The organism is Pontibacter toksunensis (genome assembly GCF_042686245.1).
GTDB classification, from domain to species: domain Bacteria; phylum Bacteroidota; class Bacteroidia; order Cytophagales; family Hymenobacteraceae; genus Pontibacter; species Pontibacter toksunensis.
Window position 1 is genome coordinate 53,814 of record NZ_JBHUOX010000020.1, and the last position, 14,892, is coordinate 68,705.

A 14,892-nucleotide genomic window follows, 5' to 3' on the forward strand; every position below is an offset into this window, starting at 1 on the left:
CCACAGAGTGTGGAGCCAGGCCCACAGTCCTCGCCTTGCTTCCACACTTCCCGTCTTTTCCTCATTTCTCTGTAAAGCGCTGAGAGCCTTTAGATAAAATGGCCTTTAATTGCTTTGGCACGGTTCTGCTACTGCATGAGGCAGAACTTAAAGAATAAGACTATGAAAAAAGTAACTTTTCTGGCAGCAGCCATCGCATTAGTAGGAATGTCTTCACTGGAAGCAAATGCGCAGACCACTACCCCGCAGGAGCAGGCTCCGGCTGCACAGCAGGGCCAGGAAGAGCAAAAGGAGAAAGTAACACAAGACCAGCTACCGGCGCCAGTGCAGGCAGCGCTGAAGAGCGACACCTACAAAGACTGGACAATAGGGGACATCTATGCTATAAAGCCTGCCGCAGGGGCCACTGCAGGTGTTCTGGTGTATGAGGTAATGATGACCAACGCACAGGGGCAGACAGGTGTTGTTAGAATGGACGAGAAAGGCGGCGACGCCTCCAAAAAATAGTGAACGAATAGGTAAAACTGTTGAAAAGAGCCTCCGCGTTGCGGGGGCTTTTTACTTCCCGCACTGCCTTCCAGCACCAGGAAACAAAGGGGAAGGCAGGGTGTATTGGCTTCGCTCAGCACGACTCACAAAGGCGTAACATACATATTCAGGCAACTTTCCTTTCTTTATTTCGTTATAATCTACCTTGTAGTGCATTATTTATAAGAGGCTGCATATAGATAATCTACTATTTTATATTTTATTACTTACTAATTTTTACAGAGATGAGAAAAATCAATTGGCTCTTTTTAATGTTGCTTTCCTTTTCTTTCCTTGCCTGTGAGAAGGACGATGATGTAGAACTCGACACTACTGACCCGACCATCACCATCCTGGCACCTGCTGCCGGCACTACGTATGCACCAGGCGATGAGGTGAACCTGCAGGCAGAGGTTAGAGACAACATGGGTCTTGAGGAGATTAAGGTGAGCGTGACGGACCCGAGCGGAGTTGAGCGGCAGATAACAGACCAGGGTGTCAGTGACTTTCTCAACGACAACAAAGAGAAGGACCTGGACGTGGAGATAGACCTGGATGCGAATGCGCCAGCCGGTGCTTACATCATCCGCGTGACGGCCATAGACGAGCAAGAGAATGAAGCCTCGCAGGCGGTTACGGTTTCCGTTGTACAGTAAGCAATCGCAGGTCGATAAGCTTAAATTTAGAAAAGGCTCCTCATCTAGAGGAGCCTTTTTGTTTTATGAAGGATAGGTCGTGATTTTAGCGCCCCCTTCTTTCAAGCTGCTCGAGTTGCAGGAGCAGCTTCATGGTGTGGCAGGCCCCTGCTGCAGCATGCCTTTTTAATCAATACACTTCCACAAAGATAAAAAAACCAGAACTAAAATTGCTTTAATTATGTATCGTGTGATTATATTCATAATTACATAGTTAAAATAGTATACATGCGTTAACCCCGGAAGCCTTATGCCAGTCACCACAGAATTGAAGTACTGCATCCTCCTGGCTCGTATAGAGAAGCTGAAAGGCGCTGAAACAGGCACACGGGAAGAAGAGCAACTGAAAGTGCTCAGCGAACTGGCGGAGGAGTTCAAAGGCAGCATCGCACACCCAGTGGGTAGCAACGCAAGCCGGAAAGGCTTTCACTTGTTGTATAAACGGTAAGGCCGTTTCCCTGGCCGCTAACCTATTCGAAGCAAAAAGCCAGGTAGCGCGTAGGCACTACCTGGCTTTTGAACACACTATAGCTAAACCTTACTGCCAGCTTAACGCCGTCACCAGAAGTTTATTTCGGCAAGGATATGTATTCCTTGCTTTGGTTAAAGAACACGCTGTTGTTTTTGGCCGACTCCACGTCTGCGCAGAGGTTGTGGTGCAGGTGACGCACCACGTAGGAAATAGAGCTTAGCTCATTCAAATAAGCGCACAGCCCCTCCAGTTTTTGCAGGTAGTCCTCCTCCCCGTCCGTCTGTGCCAGTGTGGCGTCCAGGTAACTGCTGATGAGGGTGAGCTGCGGGAAAGCGGCCTTGTTCCTGGCAATGGCAGCGCGGAGCTTGGAAACAATGATACCGTACTTCTGTTTTAAGTCTTTGTTTTCCTGGGTGCGCATGGCTCTAAGGGTCAGGGTCATCTTAACTCCAGTGAGAGCAGCCCTGAAACCGTATGCCACTCCCCACACCTAAACATTCTGTGCTCTATTACAGCACTTCTCTTTCAGGCGGCGAGGTAAATACGCTCCATACCCCCCCTCATGTTCCCTATATAGTGATTCGTAAATGAGATTTCCCTTTAGCCCCGCCACGTGAAGGAGAGGTGCCCTTCACAAATCTGCACAAGGTATTACATGAATATCCTGTCATATGTAATATTATTTATATGACAGGCTATTCATATAAGAGCGAAGTGGTCAATCCGGAAGCTACAGTGCCTTTAAAAAGGGAAAAGCGGCCCTTGACGGCTGTGAACAGTTGCAGGTGTGTTAAAAGGTATATAAAAAAGAAAGCCACCTCTTGAAGAGGTGGCTTTTCATAAGGTCATGAAATTCTTTACTAAATCCGTTCGAAAACAGGCTTGAAAGTCAACATACGATAAGTCCCCATTTGTAGTTTTAGCGGCAGCAAGACAAAAAAGCCACCCATAGCGGAGTGGTTTTTCCTGCAGTCCATACAAACCTTTCGGTTAGTCCGAGGAAACCACCTCCAGGGGGTTTAGCCCGCTGCTATACCCGATGGCCCTGTCGGCGGCCACGCATAGGATGGCGGTCGCGTAGGCAGAGAGGGACACATAGAGCACATGCGCTGTAGGTGGCGCTGGCTCAGCCAGCAGAAGGACAGCTGCACCTACCGTGAGCAAAATGAGCGCGAAGAGGTGCAGCTCCACGGCAGCTTTCACTGCTTTTTTGCCCCTCCAGGTTTTTTGTATAACGTATAGCGACATGTCTACTCCTATTCTTTCTCTTTCTCTTTCTCTTTCTTCTTTCCCTGGGGCAAGCTCTCTATGGCGTTGCCCGCTGTTCCTTTCGGCAGCAGGTACAAGAGCAGGATGCGGTGCAGAGGGCGTGTTTGGTGAGCACATTCCTGTACGGGTCAGTCCATCGCTCAAAGGAAGCAGCATCTTTACAAATACTGAACCTGTATGGCAGAAAGTACAGCATTAGCCTTCTATGGACCTCTCCGAGTTCAACTACCATGCACCTCACGAAAGGGCGGAGCTTGTCTGGGAATACGGCCGCTTCCTCTGCATCCGCTATAAGGGGGGCTGCAGCATCGTGCTTTACCACATGGGGGACTTCTTTGCCGAGGTGTGGTACTCGCCCACGCAAAACCGCATCAGGCTCGTGCGCGGGTTCAGCAGTCGGGCAAACCTGGAGCCTTACCTGAAGATGATAGATTTAGCGTGGCTGATGGGGGAGGGACAGTAAAGCCACCCGCTCAGCAAAGGGGTGGCTTTACCGCTCAATAGAATATAAAGCAACTTGGCTGTACTTGTTACGCAAGCACTTTCCTGAGGTTAGCCCGTACATACGCTGATAACCAACGCACAGCCTGCTTATGACCCTCTCCCTGTTTCTCTGCAAGCCCCTGGCCTATAGGGCCAGGCTGGTCTTGCTTTAAAAAATGGTGCAGCCTTTTTTGTTCTATAAACGGCAGTTATGTTTAACAGCGCACTTTGCTGAGCAAGGCTTTTGGCAATCCGCATTCCTAGCTACCTTTACCCAATACTACTGTTACACTTACATTACATGCATACGCTTACCAATGACAGCATGCACGGGTCTATCTTCGTTTTTCTGAAGCGGTTCGTGGAGTACAGGCACAACTACAACACCTGGGTGGATATCCTGGAGCGGGAGGGGCTGCAGAGCCGCATAGCTGCGCCTTACCAGATGAACGAGGTGTACCCCATCTCCGAGCTGCTCACCATCATGCTGGCTGCCTCCCAAAAGCAGGGCATTCGGTATGATGTGTTTCAGGAAAGTTTCGGGGAGTTCCTGGTGCCCGACCTGCTGCTGGTCTTCAAGCGCTTTGTGCACCCCTCCTGGCGAACATACCAGATGCTGCAACACATCGGCTCGCACATGCACGGGGGCATCAGGAAGGAAAACGACAAGACCAACCCGCCGCCGTTGCACGTGACTGCGGTTGGAAAGAACATCCTCATCATTGATTACCACTCCAGGCGCAGGATGTCGGGTTTTGCCATCGGCATCATCAAAGGGCTGGCAGGTTACTTTGATGAGAGTGACCGTGTAAGGGTAGCCTCTGCCACGGAGCCGCATGCCGAGCGGGTGCAAATCAGGATACATTTCCTCTAACTCACATAACGAAAAGGATTACCAATAGGAGCATTTAAACGGAGATGCTATTCCTGAATAGAGCCATGTCTATAGCTATCAGTTCGACTCTGGAGCCCGCTGCAGCCTCCATGTCCATATGCTGAGGCGCGGAGTTATGCTCCACATTACCCCCTGAGACAATGCGCATAACTGGGGCATCGGGTTTTTGTACCCAGCCGTAGCCCCTGTCTGGCTCCTCTGCATGGCTCAGAAACAGAATAAGGGCAGTGCACAGGGTGCACACCAGTAAAAAAAGGCCGGCCAGGGTTAGAGCTATCGCCATAGTTGTGAGAGATATATTATACGTAATATATAGTTAATTACTAATATACGTTTTATAAGTTACACATGGTGGCGCTTGGTTGCGAGAACTATCGAAATGCCATAGTACCCTCTCCTGGAGTTGTGACATCGCTGTACCAGCAAAAGTAAGGATGTTGGGATGAAGGGAAGGTTGAGCTAGTAAACTGAATGGATAAGAAGGTAGCCAGAGCATGGCCAATAACGGCGGTTATGTTCATAAAGCACGCTAACATACTATGCTAAGGCACGCAATAGTGTGCCTTAGCATAGCCGAAAAGTAGTCGCTTTGATTGACCAGAGCATTTTAAGCCGGGCTGAGTTCAAAGCCATGACTTTGTAAGCAGTACCGGGAGCTGTCTGTTATTGGAAAGACTATGCGTTTCTCCATTTTGAATAAAGCATACATGCTACTAATGAGTCATGAAGGCATGTTAAGAGGAGATAGAGGTAACTGCTGACGATTGCCAATGTATAATTAACATACCTCTATTGATTCTTGCCATTCAGATTGTGAGCACTTATGCGATTTGCCTGCTGGTGAAGGTGCTTTTTACTACATTAATAGCCTTCTGCAAAACCTGCCTTACTTTGCCGCGGGTCTCACCAAGCATGTTGGGATAAATCATTTTTCGGGCGTCTACACAGTAAACAGGCTTACCGGAAATGTTGGCAATTTGCTGGGCCTGCCAAATCGAGCTCTCAATAAATAGCCAGCTGTCATACTTCAGGTAAACGGAAGCCTTAAACCCGCCATAGTTATTGGCTTTCTGCCTGGCCTCCTTCGTGGGTAGGTCAAGCATTACCAGCTTGTTGTACTTTATGTCATGATTCGCCAGCCATGCTTCAGTTTGTGGCCGGTAACGCTCCAGGCGATTTGTGACAATAACACCGATTGTTCTGGTCGGGCGGAAGAAAGGAACTACGTTGGCCAGGAAATGCTCGTAGTTGGGTCCATCATCATTCTCTTCTTCAGTCGGGTCTTTACACAGCACCCCATCGATATCGACGCAGCAGTTTTCCAGTAGATCGTGGTGCATCATGTTCCATTCGAAAATCCGGGGGCCTGGACAGACATCAAAGTGTATGTCTGTTTTATCGATACTTTCAGGTGCTGCAAAAACTGCTGCATAGGTGATTTCCTTGTCGGGGTAAAGGCCATGCAGCTTTTCTTTTACCTCTTTAATTGATTTTCCTGACCAAACGCTGTCGTCTATGATAAGTATCTTCTTATAGTCCTCAAAAGGCTTAAGGTAGCTTTTCATTCTGCTTCCGGACTGCAGAATCCTCCCCTCCATAAAACCTTCAACATCTGCGAAAGGAAGGTTAAGGTGGAGGGCCAGTAGATTGGCGGCAAGCATTCCGCTTCTGGGTACTCCCACAATAAGATCGGTGCCTAAAGGCACTCTAGAAAGATTTGTAGCTATGCACTGATTTAAATCCTCAATTGACCTGTAGTTCATTTTTTAGTGTTTGCTGTAAATCCGACACTACAGTTTAGCGCTGCGGCTAAACTAAAAAGTTGATGCCTGATGCGTAGGATTGCTTGCTTGAATAGAACCGTTAAAGTGACATATTGTTTGTTATTCATTGTTTTGTTCTAGCAGCGTGAATTATGGTAAAAGGCCGTTGCTAAGAACGGCTTATTTCATGGCTCAATTTGTAAACCGTAGCTTATACTGTCTTGTCCTAAAATCGATGGATAGAGCGATCACTGTTGAATAAGGGTGACAACTGAAGCTCTTTAGCATCTTGATAATTCTTATCTTTAGTCTGCTTCAGAAAACAAGCTCCTTGCCTTAATGGTACTTGGAAAGTCCTTCCTGAAATCTGGGCTGGAATGTATGGGCCTATGTGATGCATGGGCATTTGGTGAATTAACTGGTGATCTCGTTGGAGAATCCCGTACAGAAAAACTCTTATACTAGTGAATACATTCCCTGAAGCTATTTCAAAATGTAAAGAAGCGCCATGGGAAAAGCACTGCCACTTCAAATCGTTAACCCACACGCCGCCGGTATAGACGTGGGGTCCCGCAGCCATTTCGTTGCCACAGACCAAGTCAGGGAGAATGTCCGTTCCTTTGGGATTTGCACCAAAGACCATGAGGAGCTTATTCTGCACTTGCGCGACGCGGGAGTCACATCCGTGGCCATGGAAAGCACCGGGACCTACTGGCAAACTCTCTTCAACGCGCTTCAGAAAGCCGGGTTTGAAGTGCTGCTTGTCGGGGGGAGCCAGACAAAGAATGTACAGGGGCGCAAAACCGACGTGCTGGACTGTATGTGGATTCAGAAGCTGCATTCCCTAGGCCTATTGTCGGGCAGCTTTCTTTTGAGCGACACGCTCCAGGAGCTACGCACTTATTATTACCACAGGCAGCATCTGGTTGAGCAGATCTCCAGGTACACGCACAAAATGCAAAAGGCACTCCGGCTGATGAACATCAGGCTGGACGTGGCCATCCGCGACATTACTGGTAAATCAGGACTTGCGATAATAGAGGCGATTCTGGCGGGGAGCCGGGACCCGCAGCACCTTGCCTCGCTAGTGGATGTGAGGATGAAGAAGACCAAACAGCAGATCGCCGAGGCGCTCCACGGCTCCTGGCGGGAAGAGCTGCTGTTTGAATTGAGGTCTTGCCTGCACTTCTACAGGCTCTATGAAGAAGCCCTCAAGGAGTGTGACCAGAAGATCGAGAGTTCCCTGTTGAAGCATGCGCCGCAGACATCAATATCTGAACTTGAAGAGAAGTCCTTGAGGCAAAGCAAGAAAAAGAGCAGTAAAAACGCTCCTGAGTTCAATGTCCCCAGGATAGCCTACCAGTACTTCAAGACTGACCTTCTCGCTATCTCCGGGATCAGCTACGGCACTGTCCTTTGCCTGCTGACGACGATGGGAAAAGATCTGCACAGGTTCCCAACCGCCAAGAGCTTCGCCAGTTGGCTGCGTCTTGTTCCAAACAACAAGGTAAGCGGCGGCCGTGTTATCAGCAGCCGTACACCGTCAGGTAAATCCTGTTTAGCAATAGCGCTTCGTCAGGCTGCCAACTCCATCGGTAATCAGAAGGAACATGAACTCACCCCATTCTTCAAGAGGGTTGCCTTCAAGAAAGGGCGGATAGCCGCTATCACGGCAACGGCAAGGAAGCTGGCCGTCATTATCTGGAACATGGTAACCAAAGCAGAAGAGTACAAGAAAAACGAGATAAGGGAAAGCAACGAAAAAAGCAGACGGATTGGGTTCAAGCAGGTTGAAAAACGCATCCAGGCGCTTAAACTAAATCAGAGCGAACTTGAAAAGCTTTTCTCAAGAGCTTCTTTTTTAGCCACTTAAAATGAAGTTGTACAGAATAGGTTGACAAACTTTTCCCGGAAAACGGGAAATTTTTAAGACCAAAAACAGACGTTGATATTCTTACTGATTATAATCTAGCTTATAGGCCACAAACAAGAAAGGCTCCCCGTGAAGGTGAGCCTTTCTTGTTCTATAACGGCTTACATGTTCCAAGAGCTTGGAGCATGATTTTGCTTGTCATAAAATATGTTATGGAAAAGTGTGATTATGGCTATGAGTGCTGTTAACTATCACATACACTTTTACGACTGGATGCGCAGCATTCTGATGAAACATAATGAAAGATATGATTAACTCCAAGCCCATGAATAGAGGTTATTCATTACATGCTTTTCTCCTTTTGCAATTGATTGGATAAAGGAATTTTAGGTGCTTCTTTGTATAATGATAAAGTCAATTTAAGAAGAGTCAATGTGATGATTAGTATCGTTAGTCAAATTTCCTTACCTTTGCAGCCACAATGACTACAACAGCCCTAGATACAGGCAATACTCCAGACTGATTTAGTCTGACACAGGCAGCAGGCAACTCCACGCCGTAAGCTGCCACTTCTCTATCTGATCTTCTTGAACTCAGATACATGTCGCCTTTTCCAGGCTGCACAAAATTACCCCTTTATTATCTTTTTCTATCGCTGCCAAAAATGGTGTAGCGACACAGCAGCGCACTTAGTGGCGCTCTCTTAAATATCCTATGAATCAGCATAGCACAGGTGCTTTATTTCCCTTCGCTGTGTCTCCAAAGAACTAATTTCTATCACTTCTTAAAATCATGAAAGAGCACCTTAAAATTTTCAGTTTCAGCCCGACGGTTGAATATAAAATCGAGATACTGGCTGGTTTAACTGTTGCACTGGCGCTTATACCCGAGGCCGTGGCCTTCTCGCTTATTGCAGGTTTGCCTCCTATTGTGGGCCTATACGCGGCCTTCGTTCTGGGATTGGTTACAGCAGTTTTCGGCGGAAGGCCCGGCATGATTTCCGGAGCCACAGGAGCTATTGCCGTAGTTATTGTGGCGCTGGCACAAACGCACGGGATTGAATATGTGTTTGCCACCGTTATCCTGGCGGGCATTATACAAGTGGTTGTAGGCTTACTGAAGCTGGGTAAGCTAATCCGCCTGGTGCCCCACCCGGTGATGTTCGGCTTTGTGAACGGCCTGGCCATTATCATCTTCATGTCGCAGCTTGACCTTTTTAAGACTACCTTGAATGGAGAAACAGTGTGGCAAACAGGAACCCCATTGTATATTCTGCTGGGCCTGGTAGCGCTAACCATCGCCATCATCGTGCTCCTGCCGCGCCTAACCAAAACGGTGCCTTCCTCGCTGGTAGCTATTCTGGTAGTGTTTGCCATTGTAGTGGGCTTTAACATCGACACCAAAACGGTGGGGGACATCGCCTCTATCAGCGGTGGTTTTCCTCCTTTCCATATTCCTGCCGTTCCGTTTACCCTGGAGACACTGAACATCATTTTTCCTTATGCGGCCATCATGGCGGGTGTCGGATTAATTGAAAGCCTGCTGACGCTGAACCTGGTCGACCAGATAACAGAAACCCGCGGTGATGGAAACAGGGAATGTCTGGCGCAGGGCGCTGGTAATATCCTGAGTGGCCTATTCTTTGGGATGGGCGGGTGCGCGATGCTGGGCCAAAGCCTCATTAACGTGTCATCGGGTGCACGGGCCAGGCTGGCGGGTATCGTGGCGGCGGTAACCCTGTTGTTGTTTATCATGTTCGCAGGACCGCTTATAGAGAAAATTCCCATGGCAGCCTTAGCTGGCCTGATGATTATGGTGGCGGTCGGTACGTTTGAGTGGGTTAGCTTTAAGATGATCGGCAGGATGCCCACCTCTGATGTGTTGATTGGTATACTGGTAGCTGCCGTAACAGTACTGCTGCACAACCTGGCTTTGGCTGTGCTGATAGGGGTGGTGCTTTCAGCATTGGTTTTCGCCTGGGAGAGCGCCCGGCGCATCAGGGCGAGAAAATACGTGGATGAGAAAGGCGTCAAGCACTATGAGTTGTTCGGGCCGCTGTTCTTCGGTTCTGTAACAGCATTCGAGGAAAAGTTCGACGTATTCAACGACCCGGAGGAAGTCATCGTTGATTTCAAGGAAAGCAGAATAGCAGATATGTCGGCCATAGAGGCCGTGAACGTGCTGACAGAGCGCTACCACAAGCAAGGGAAGAGGCTACACTTGCGGAACCTGAGTGACAGCAGCCAGCGAAAGCTCATCAAGGCAGACTCCGTGATAGAAGTGAGTATACTGGAGCCTACTTTTGCCAGGGCTACAGACAAGTATTAGCGGTTGTGCTTTGTTGTAATTTGATATGAAATAACAATCTAGAACAAGAGGAGGTTATGCCTCCTTTTTGTTTTCAAGTCTCCCCACCACGATTTTGGCTGCAGCTTTTTTAGCGGCTACACTTATAAGGATGAAAGGAGTTTCATCGCCTGCATGCTCAAGCACGGGTTTAGACACGTTGTGCACCTTCACGCCTGTAGAAGTCTCCCCTCCTTTTTGCCGATATGCGCGTGCGCGTGAAACGCAGCCACTACCTCTCTGCGGTTAAGTGGTTCTTCCAGCCGGGAACAAGCCCAGAAAAGGGTGAATAGCTTCAGGCTCACCTTTTTCTGTCGCTTTTATGGGAGCGTAATGCAGCAGCACTTTATAGTGGATCAAAATGACTTTTCTTTATTTTGCCAGGCAATCCACAGGGTAAGGCTTTTGTATGAGTGCAGGTAACTACTGCTCATTGCAGCACATGGATAATGCTCCCTCTGAAGGCATGGGCAGAAAAAACAGCTAGCGCATTGCTGTGCTGCTCCGTTCTTTCCTCAAAAAAACACTGTCAAGCTTCTCTATAAAGACAGCGTTGAACTTCTCTACGCCGGCCTGGCTCAAGTGATCCTTGTCGTAGAAGTCAGCTTGTGAATTTAACCTAAGCCCCTCCTCTTTGTTGAAGTCAATGAGGTGTATACTGTTAGAAGAGGCGACACCCTCTATAAAGTCTGAGAAATCCTGATAGTTCTGTACTGAGTTCAAGTACTCCTTCGTAACAGGGACAACAACAAATACGAGCGCTACATTCTGTTGTTTGCAGAGGCTTACAATCTCTTCCAGGTATTCTTCCTGCAGCTTGTTTGGGGCAAAACGGCTTTTGGGCTGATGCGCCAGCTCAATCTTGCTCAGGATGTTCTTTTCTATTCTGGATTCTACATAACCGGCACCTACATACCTGTCTTCCCGGAACTCCTGTTGTGCAGTGGTATCCAACGGTGACACCCATTGGGTTATCGAGCTTATCAAAAAGCTGTTTAGCAGTACTATGTCCTTACTCTTCCACACCATATCCAGGGAGCCTTCTGTTATTTCAGAGTTCGAAATAATGTCGGCTCCAGCCTCCGAGGCTGGCAATGACAATATGTTCCAATACAAATCCATCACAACATACCTGGGTCTGATGGAGGGGAGGTACTCCTTCAGAAGATGGTAGGTCACAAAGGGGGTTTGGTTCGGGGTACCCAGGTTGAATGTCCTCAGGTTGTGCTGGCTGAATATTCTGGGGTCAAAGCCCCTGTACACATGGGATGAGCCGATAAACAAGATGTCTACATCCTGTACCTTCTTTGCCTCCTGTAGCCTCAGTAAGGTATACCCGTAGCCGCCAAATGTGTATCTGGTATTGGGGAGCCAATGTACTCTGCCCATTTCCAGCATTGCAAATATAAAGCCCACATATGCTAAAGCGGTAGCTAACCCGACACCAAGTAGTTTACATAAAAAGTTCAACATCATTCTAGAACTGAAAGTAGATGAATTCAGCATCAACAAAGCGGCCGGTTAAAAGTATAAGAGCCACACCCACCCCATAAGCGGCAGTTCTTACCAATGCGGGTTGTTGAGCGATGCTAAGTTTCCTGCCTGTTTCTGAAAGCAACTCCAGCAGGAACAACACCAGCAGCGTCAGGCAGCCTAGTATGAAGATGTATTTGTTTTGCCCTAACCAGGCCCACGCCCTCCTCAACCCCCTTTCATTTGTTACCAGCTCAGTTACTGACTCTGACATACCCGTAAACATGTGCGTTGAGATGTGCAAAGCATCAGCGACACTGTTTGCCCTGAAGAAGATCCAGGCAAAGCAGACCAACGCAAACGTTGTCCCAACCTGGATGGCCCTGTAAAGGAGACGATGTCTGTCCAAGCCAAGCTGCTGTGCCAGCGCGTCTCTTTTCTTCTCCGTTAAAAACCCAAATACCTGATACAGTCCATGGAGGGCACCCCATGTTATGAACGTCCAGTTAGCCCCGTGCCAGAGCCCGCTTACCAGGAACACGATAAAGATATTATAGTACCAGCGCCACTTTATTACCCGGTTTCCGCCCAAAGGGATGTAGAGATAGTCACGGAACCAGGTGGAAAGGGAGATATGCCAACGTCCCCAGAATTCTTTTATCGACCTGGCGAAGTAGGGCCTTCTGAAATTCTCCATCAGCCTGAAGCCCATCACCCGGGCAGATCCGATGGCAATGTCAGAGTAGCCGGAGAAGTCGCAGTAAATCTGGAAGGCAAAGAAGACGGTTGCGACGATAAGGGGAATACCCTCATAGTCAGTGGGGTTGTTGTACACCTGGTTTACCATAACAGCAAGCCGGTCTGCAATAACGACTTTCTTGAACATGCCCCAGGCCATGAGCTTCAGGCCGCTTGCCACTCTTTGATAGTCTACCTCGTGCTTCTCCCTGAGCTGGCCCAGCAGGTTGCCCGCTCTTTCAATCGGGCCCGCCACAAGCTGCGGGAAGAAAGTGACAAAGAGGGCGAATATGCCCAGGTGCTTCTCGGCCTTAATCCTGCCATAGTACACGTCAATGGAGTAGCTCATGGTCTGGAAGGTATAAAAGGAAATACCCATCGGCAGGAGCAGCTCAAAGGCTGGCGCAGCGTAGCCTACCCCTAACACATCTGCCAGGTCCTTCGCAGCAGTATTGAAAAAGTTGTAGTACTTGAAGGTAAAAAGGATGCCCAGGTTAGACAGGATGCTCAGCCACAGCCAGGGCTTTCGCTTTTCCCTGTCATCCTCTGTGTATCTGTCCATCATCCTGCTGCACAGGTAGTCAATCAGGGTGGAGACAACAAGGATAACGGCATAGTCCACGCGCCAGAACATGTAGAAGGTGTAGCTGGCGATGAGCAGTACCATCCACCTGAACCGGTACGGGAACAGGAAGTAGAGGAGAACTACTGTAGGGAAAAAGAAGACAAACTCAAGAGAGTTGAAAAGCATAATGAGTACAATGAGAAAGTTGTAACTACTAGCCTACATACAGCCAAATAATGAATATAGTTACATTTTTATATATAGCTTTATTTAGAAAGTCTAGGCAGTGCCTGCCACAGCTGTAAGTAAAGTCCTATCTATGTTTTTTGACTTATAGTAGGGTCATGTTGGCAACGACTATTCCTACTAATATTGGACCACCAACTACTTTCCTAATTTTCCATAGATGGCCAATAAGGACTTGGCTGAAGATTCCCATGTAAAATCAGCAGCCCTTTTCAGCCCTCCTGCTACCAATCCGTCATAAAGCCTGCTGTCAGTAAGTACCTGCTGTATACCCCCGGCAATCTCCTCAGGGTTCTCGGGGTCTACCAGTACGGCAGCACCTCCGGCCACCTCTGGCATAGAGGAGGTGGTAGAGGTGATGACAGGAGTGCCACAAGCCATGGCTTCTAAAATAGGTAAGCCAAAGCTCTCACGCAAGGAGGGGTATAGGAACAGTTCAGCTGCACTGTACATCAATGGCATCAGGGGAGGGGGGATGTAGCCTGGGAACACAAAATTGGGTAGCAGCTGCTTTTGCCCTGCTGCCGTCAAGGCCTCCTCCACAGAGGAACGATCGTAATCCAGTATCACCATGGGAAAAGCCTCCTGAACTGAGAGGCAATAGGTAACATAGGCGGCAAGCACGTTCGGTGTGTTTTTCTTGGGTGCAGTATTCCCCAGGAAGAGCATGTACCTGTCCGGAAGCTCATACAGTTTCCTGAAAGCATTGACCTCATCAACAGAATAATTGGCGTGGAAATTCTCGCTGACGGCGTTGTAAACAACTTCAATCTTTTCCTCAGGCACCTTTAACCGTTCCAGTATGGTGTTTCTCTCAAAATGAGATACGGTGATGATGGCATCGCTTTTCTGCACCACTTTAGGCACCACAAACTTCCTGTACAGGTTGCCGAAGTTCTGGTATGCTGTGCCTTTGAAATCGATGTGCTCCAGGTAAATGATGTCGTGCAGTGTGAGCAGCAGCGGGGTTGTCTGCCTGATCGAGGAAGTGTTGCAGGTGGAGTGCAGCAGATCAATGTTAGTCTTTTTTACTGCTTTGGGTAGTTTTAGCTGCTCCCAGTCAGGGTAAGAAAACCCTGGAATAGCATCTATCCTGAAGTTTTCTGTTTCACTCAGGCAACCCGTGTCATCGTCTTGCTTGGCAAAGATAATATATTCGTTCTCTTTGTCAATCTTCTGTAGCTGGCGGATCATTTCCAGGGCCACTACTTCCATTCCATGTTTCTTCATACGGAAAATCCGCTGAGCTTCTATTCCTATTCTCATGAGCTTGTGTATGGTCCGAAAACATAAAGGTCATAGACTATGCGGCAACGCAGCAAAAAAAGTGTTTGGTCTTGAATGATCTTCATGAATAATTTTCGTGTTAAATGTTTATGCATCTTAAACTGAGCCTATAATTTCTCCGATCCAAAGCTTCCATTTACAGGTAGCTCTTGGCTGTTTTCACGTAAAAAGATCAGGCACACCACTGAACCAGGGGCCAGCAAAACGACAGAATGCAAGGAAGAGGGAGGCCTATAGGCTAGGCCTGTTCAGGAAAAGG

15 protein-coding genes are annotated in these 14,892 nt (G+C 48.2%); 7 read left to right on the forward strand and 8 right to left on the reverse strand.

Translation table 11 applies throughout. From position 1 onward, the window contains the following. Nucleotides 1-162 precede the first annotated feature (162 nt). The 3 genes from ACFS7Z_RS20940 to ACFS7Z_RS20950 all read left to right on the forward strand — a co-directional run bounded on the left by ACFS7Z_RS20940 (nt 163) and on the right by ACFS7Z_RS20950 (nt 1,671). On the forward strand, nt 163-507 hold the full coding sequence (locus ACFS7Z_RS20940) for a hypothetical protein (protein WP_377489004.1): 345 nt from the start codon (nt 163-165) through the stop codon (nt 505-507). 266 nt (nt 508-773) lie between these two features. Beyond that, nucleotides 774-1,184, forward strand: coding sequence for a DUF4625 domain-containing protein (locus ACFS7Z_RS20945; protein WP_377489007.1), 411 nt, complete (start codon nt 774-776; stop codon nt 1,182-1,184). 289 nt (nt 1,185-1,473) lie between these two features. Then, on the forward strand, nt 1,474-1,671 hold the full coding sequence (locus ACFS7Z_RS20950; RefSeq protein ID WP_377489010.1) for a hypothetical protein: 198 nt from the start codon (nt 1,474-1,476) through the stop codon (nt 1,669-1,671). 121 nt (nt 1,672-1,792) lie between these two features. Here the strand turns inward: ACFS7Z_RS20950 and ACFS7Z_RS20955 are convergent, their stop codons facing one another. Together ACFS7Z_RS20955 and ACFS7Z_RS20960 are read right to left on the reverse strand one after the other, a co-directional pair. After that, on the reverse strand, nt 1,793-2,137 hold the full coding sequence (locus tag ACFS7Z_RS20955; RefSeq protein WP_377489013.1) for a hypothetical protein: 345 nt from the start codon (nt 2,135-2,137) through the stop codon (nt 1,793-1,795). Between the two features lie 548 nt (nt 2,138-2,685). Further along, nucleotides 2,686-3,120: a hypothetical protein gene (locus ACFS7Z_RS20960; RefSeq protein WP_377489016.1), complete on the reverse strand. Its 435-nt coding sequence runs from the start codon at nt 3,118-3,120 to the stop codon at nt 2,686-2,688. 49 nt (nt 3,121-3,169) lie between these two features. Between ACFS7Z_RS20960 and ACFS7Z_RS20965 the strand changes: the two genes are divergently transcribed. Together ACFS7Z_RS20965 and ACFS7Z_RS20970 are read left to right on the forward strand one after the other, a co-directional pair. After that, entirely contained in the window at nt 3,170-3,427 is a 258-nt protein-coding gene (locus tag ACFS7Z_RS20965; protein WP_377489019.1) for a hypothetical protein, read from the forward strand. Nucleotides 3,428-3,748: 321 nt separating this feature from the next. Further along, nucleotides 3,749-4,321 carry a heme NO-binding domain-containing protein gene (locus ACFS7Z_RS20970; protein WP_377489022.1) on the forward strand — a complete coding sequence of 191 codons (573 nt, stop codon included), beginning with the start codon at nt 3,749-3,751 and terminating at the stop codon, nt 4,319-4,321. Between the two features lie 34 nt (nt 4,322-4,355). Here ACFS7Z_RS20970 and ACFS7Z_RS20975 read toward each other — a convergent pair whose 3' ends face one another. Both ACFS7Z_RS20975 and ACFS7Z_RS20980 read right to left on the reverse strand, forming a co-directional pair. After that, nucleotides 4,356-4,625 (reverse strand): hypothetical protein, encoded by a 270-nt coding sequence (locus ACFS7Z_RS20975; RefSeq protein ID WP_377489025.1) that lies wholly within the window; start codon nt 4,623-4,625, stop codon nt 4,356-4,358. A gap of 538 nt (nt 4,626-5,163) precedes the next feature. Then, nucleotides 5,164-6,105 carry a phosphoribosyltransferase family protein gene (locus ACFS7Z_RS20980; protein WP_377489028.1) on the reverse strand — a complete coding sequence of 314 codons (942 nt, stop codon included), beginning with the start codon at nt 6,103-6,105 and terminating at the stop codon, nt 5,164-5,166. Between the two features lie 508 nt (nt 6,106-6,613). Here ACFS7Z_RS20980 and ACFS7Z_RS20985 point away from each other — a divergent pair. Both ACFS7Z_RS20985 and ACFS7Z_RS20990 read left to right on the forward strand, forming a co-directional pair. Next, the gene (locus tag ACFS7Z_RS20985; RefSeq protein ID WP_377489031.1) at nt 6,614-7,978 is read left to right on the forward strand and encodes an IS110 family transposase; all 1,365 of its coding nucleotides are present in this window, start codon (nt 6,614-6,616) and stop codon (nt 7,976-7,978) included. Between the two features lie 792 nt (nt 7,979-8,770). Continuing rightward, nucleotides 8,771-10,306 carry a SulP family inorganic anion transporter gene (locus ACFS7Z_RS20990; protein WP_377489034.1) on the forward strand — a complete coding sequence of 512 codons (1,536 nt, stop codon included), beginning with the start codon at nt 8,771-8,773 and terminating at the stop codon, nt 10,304-10,306. A 54-nt stretch (nt 10,307-10,360) separates the two neighbouring features. On the opposite strand, the gene ACFS7Z_RS20995 is transcribed toward ACFS7Z_RS20990, so the two are convergent. The 4 genes from ACFS7Z_RS20995 to ACFS7Z_RS21010 all read right to left on the reverse strand — a co-directional run bounded on the left by ACFS7Z_RS20995 (nt 10,361) and on the right by ACFS7Z_RS21010 (nt 14,612). Next, nucleotides 10,361-10,498, reverse strand: coding sequence for a hypothetical protein (locus ACFS7Z_RS20995; protein WP_377489037.1), 138 nt, complete (start codon nt 10,496-10,498; stop codon nt 10,361-10,363). Between the two features lie 309 nt (nt 10,499-10,807). Next, complete coding sequence (locus ACFS7Z_RS21000) at nt 10,808-11,713, reverse strand: DUF1574 family protein (RefSeq protein WP_377489040.1); 906 nt, start codon at nt 11,711-11,713, stop codon at nt 10,808-10,810. Between the two features lie 88 nt (nt 11,714-11,801). Next, on the reverse strand, nt 11,802-13,286 hold the full coding sequence (locus ACFS7Z_RS21005) for an MBOAT family O-acyltransferase (RefSeq protein ID WP_377489043.1): 1,485 nt from the start codon (nt 13,284-13,286) through the stop codon (nt 11,802-11,804). 198 nt (nt 13,287-13,484) lie between these two features. Next, nucleotides 13,485-14,612, reverse strand: coding sequence for a glycosyltransferase family 4 protein (locus ACFS7Z_RS21010; protein ID WP_377489046.1), 1,128 nt, complete (start codon nt 14,610-14,612; stop codon nt 13,485-13,487). Between the last annotated feature and the right edge of the window lie 280 nt (nt 14,613-14,892).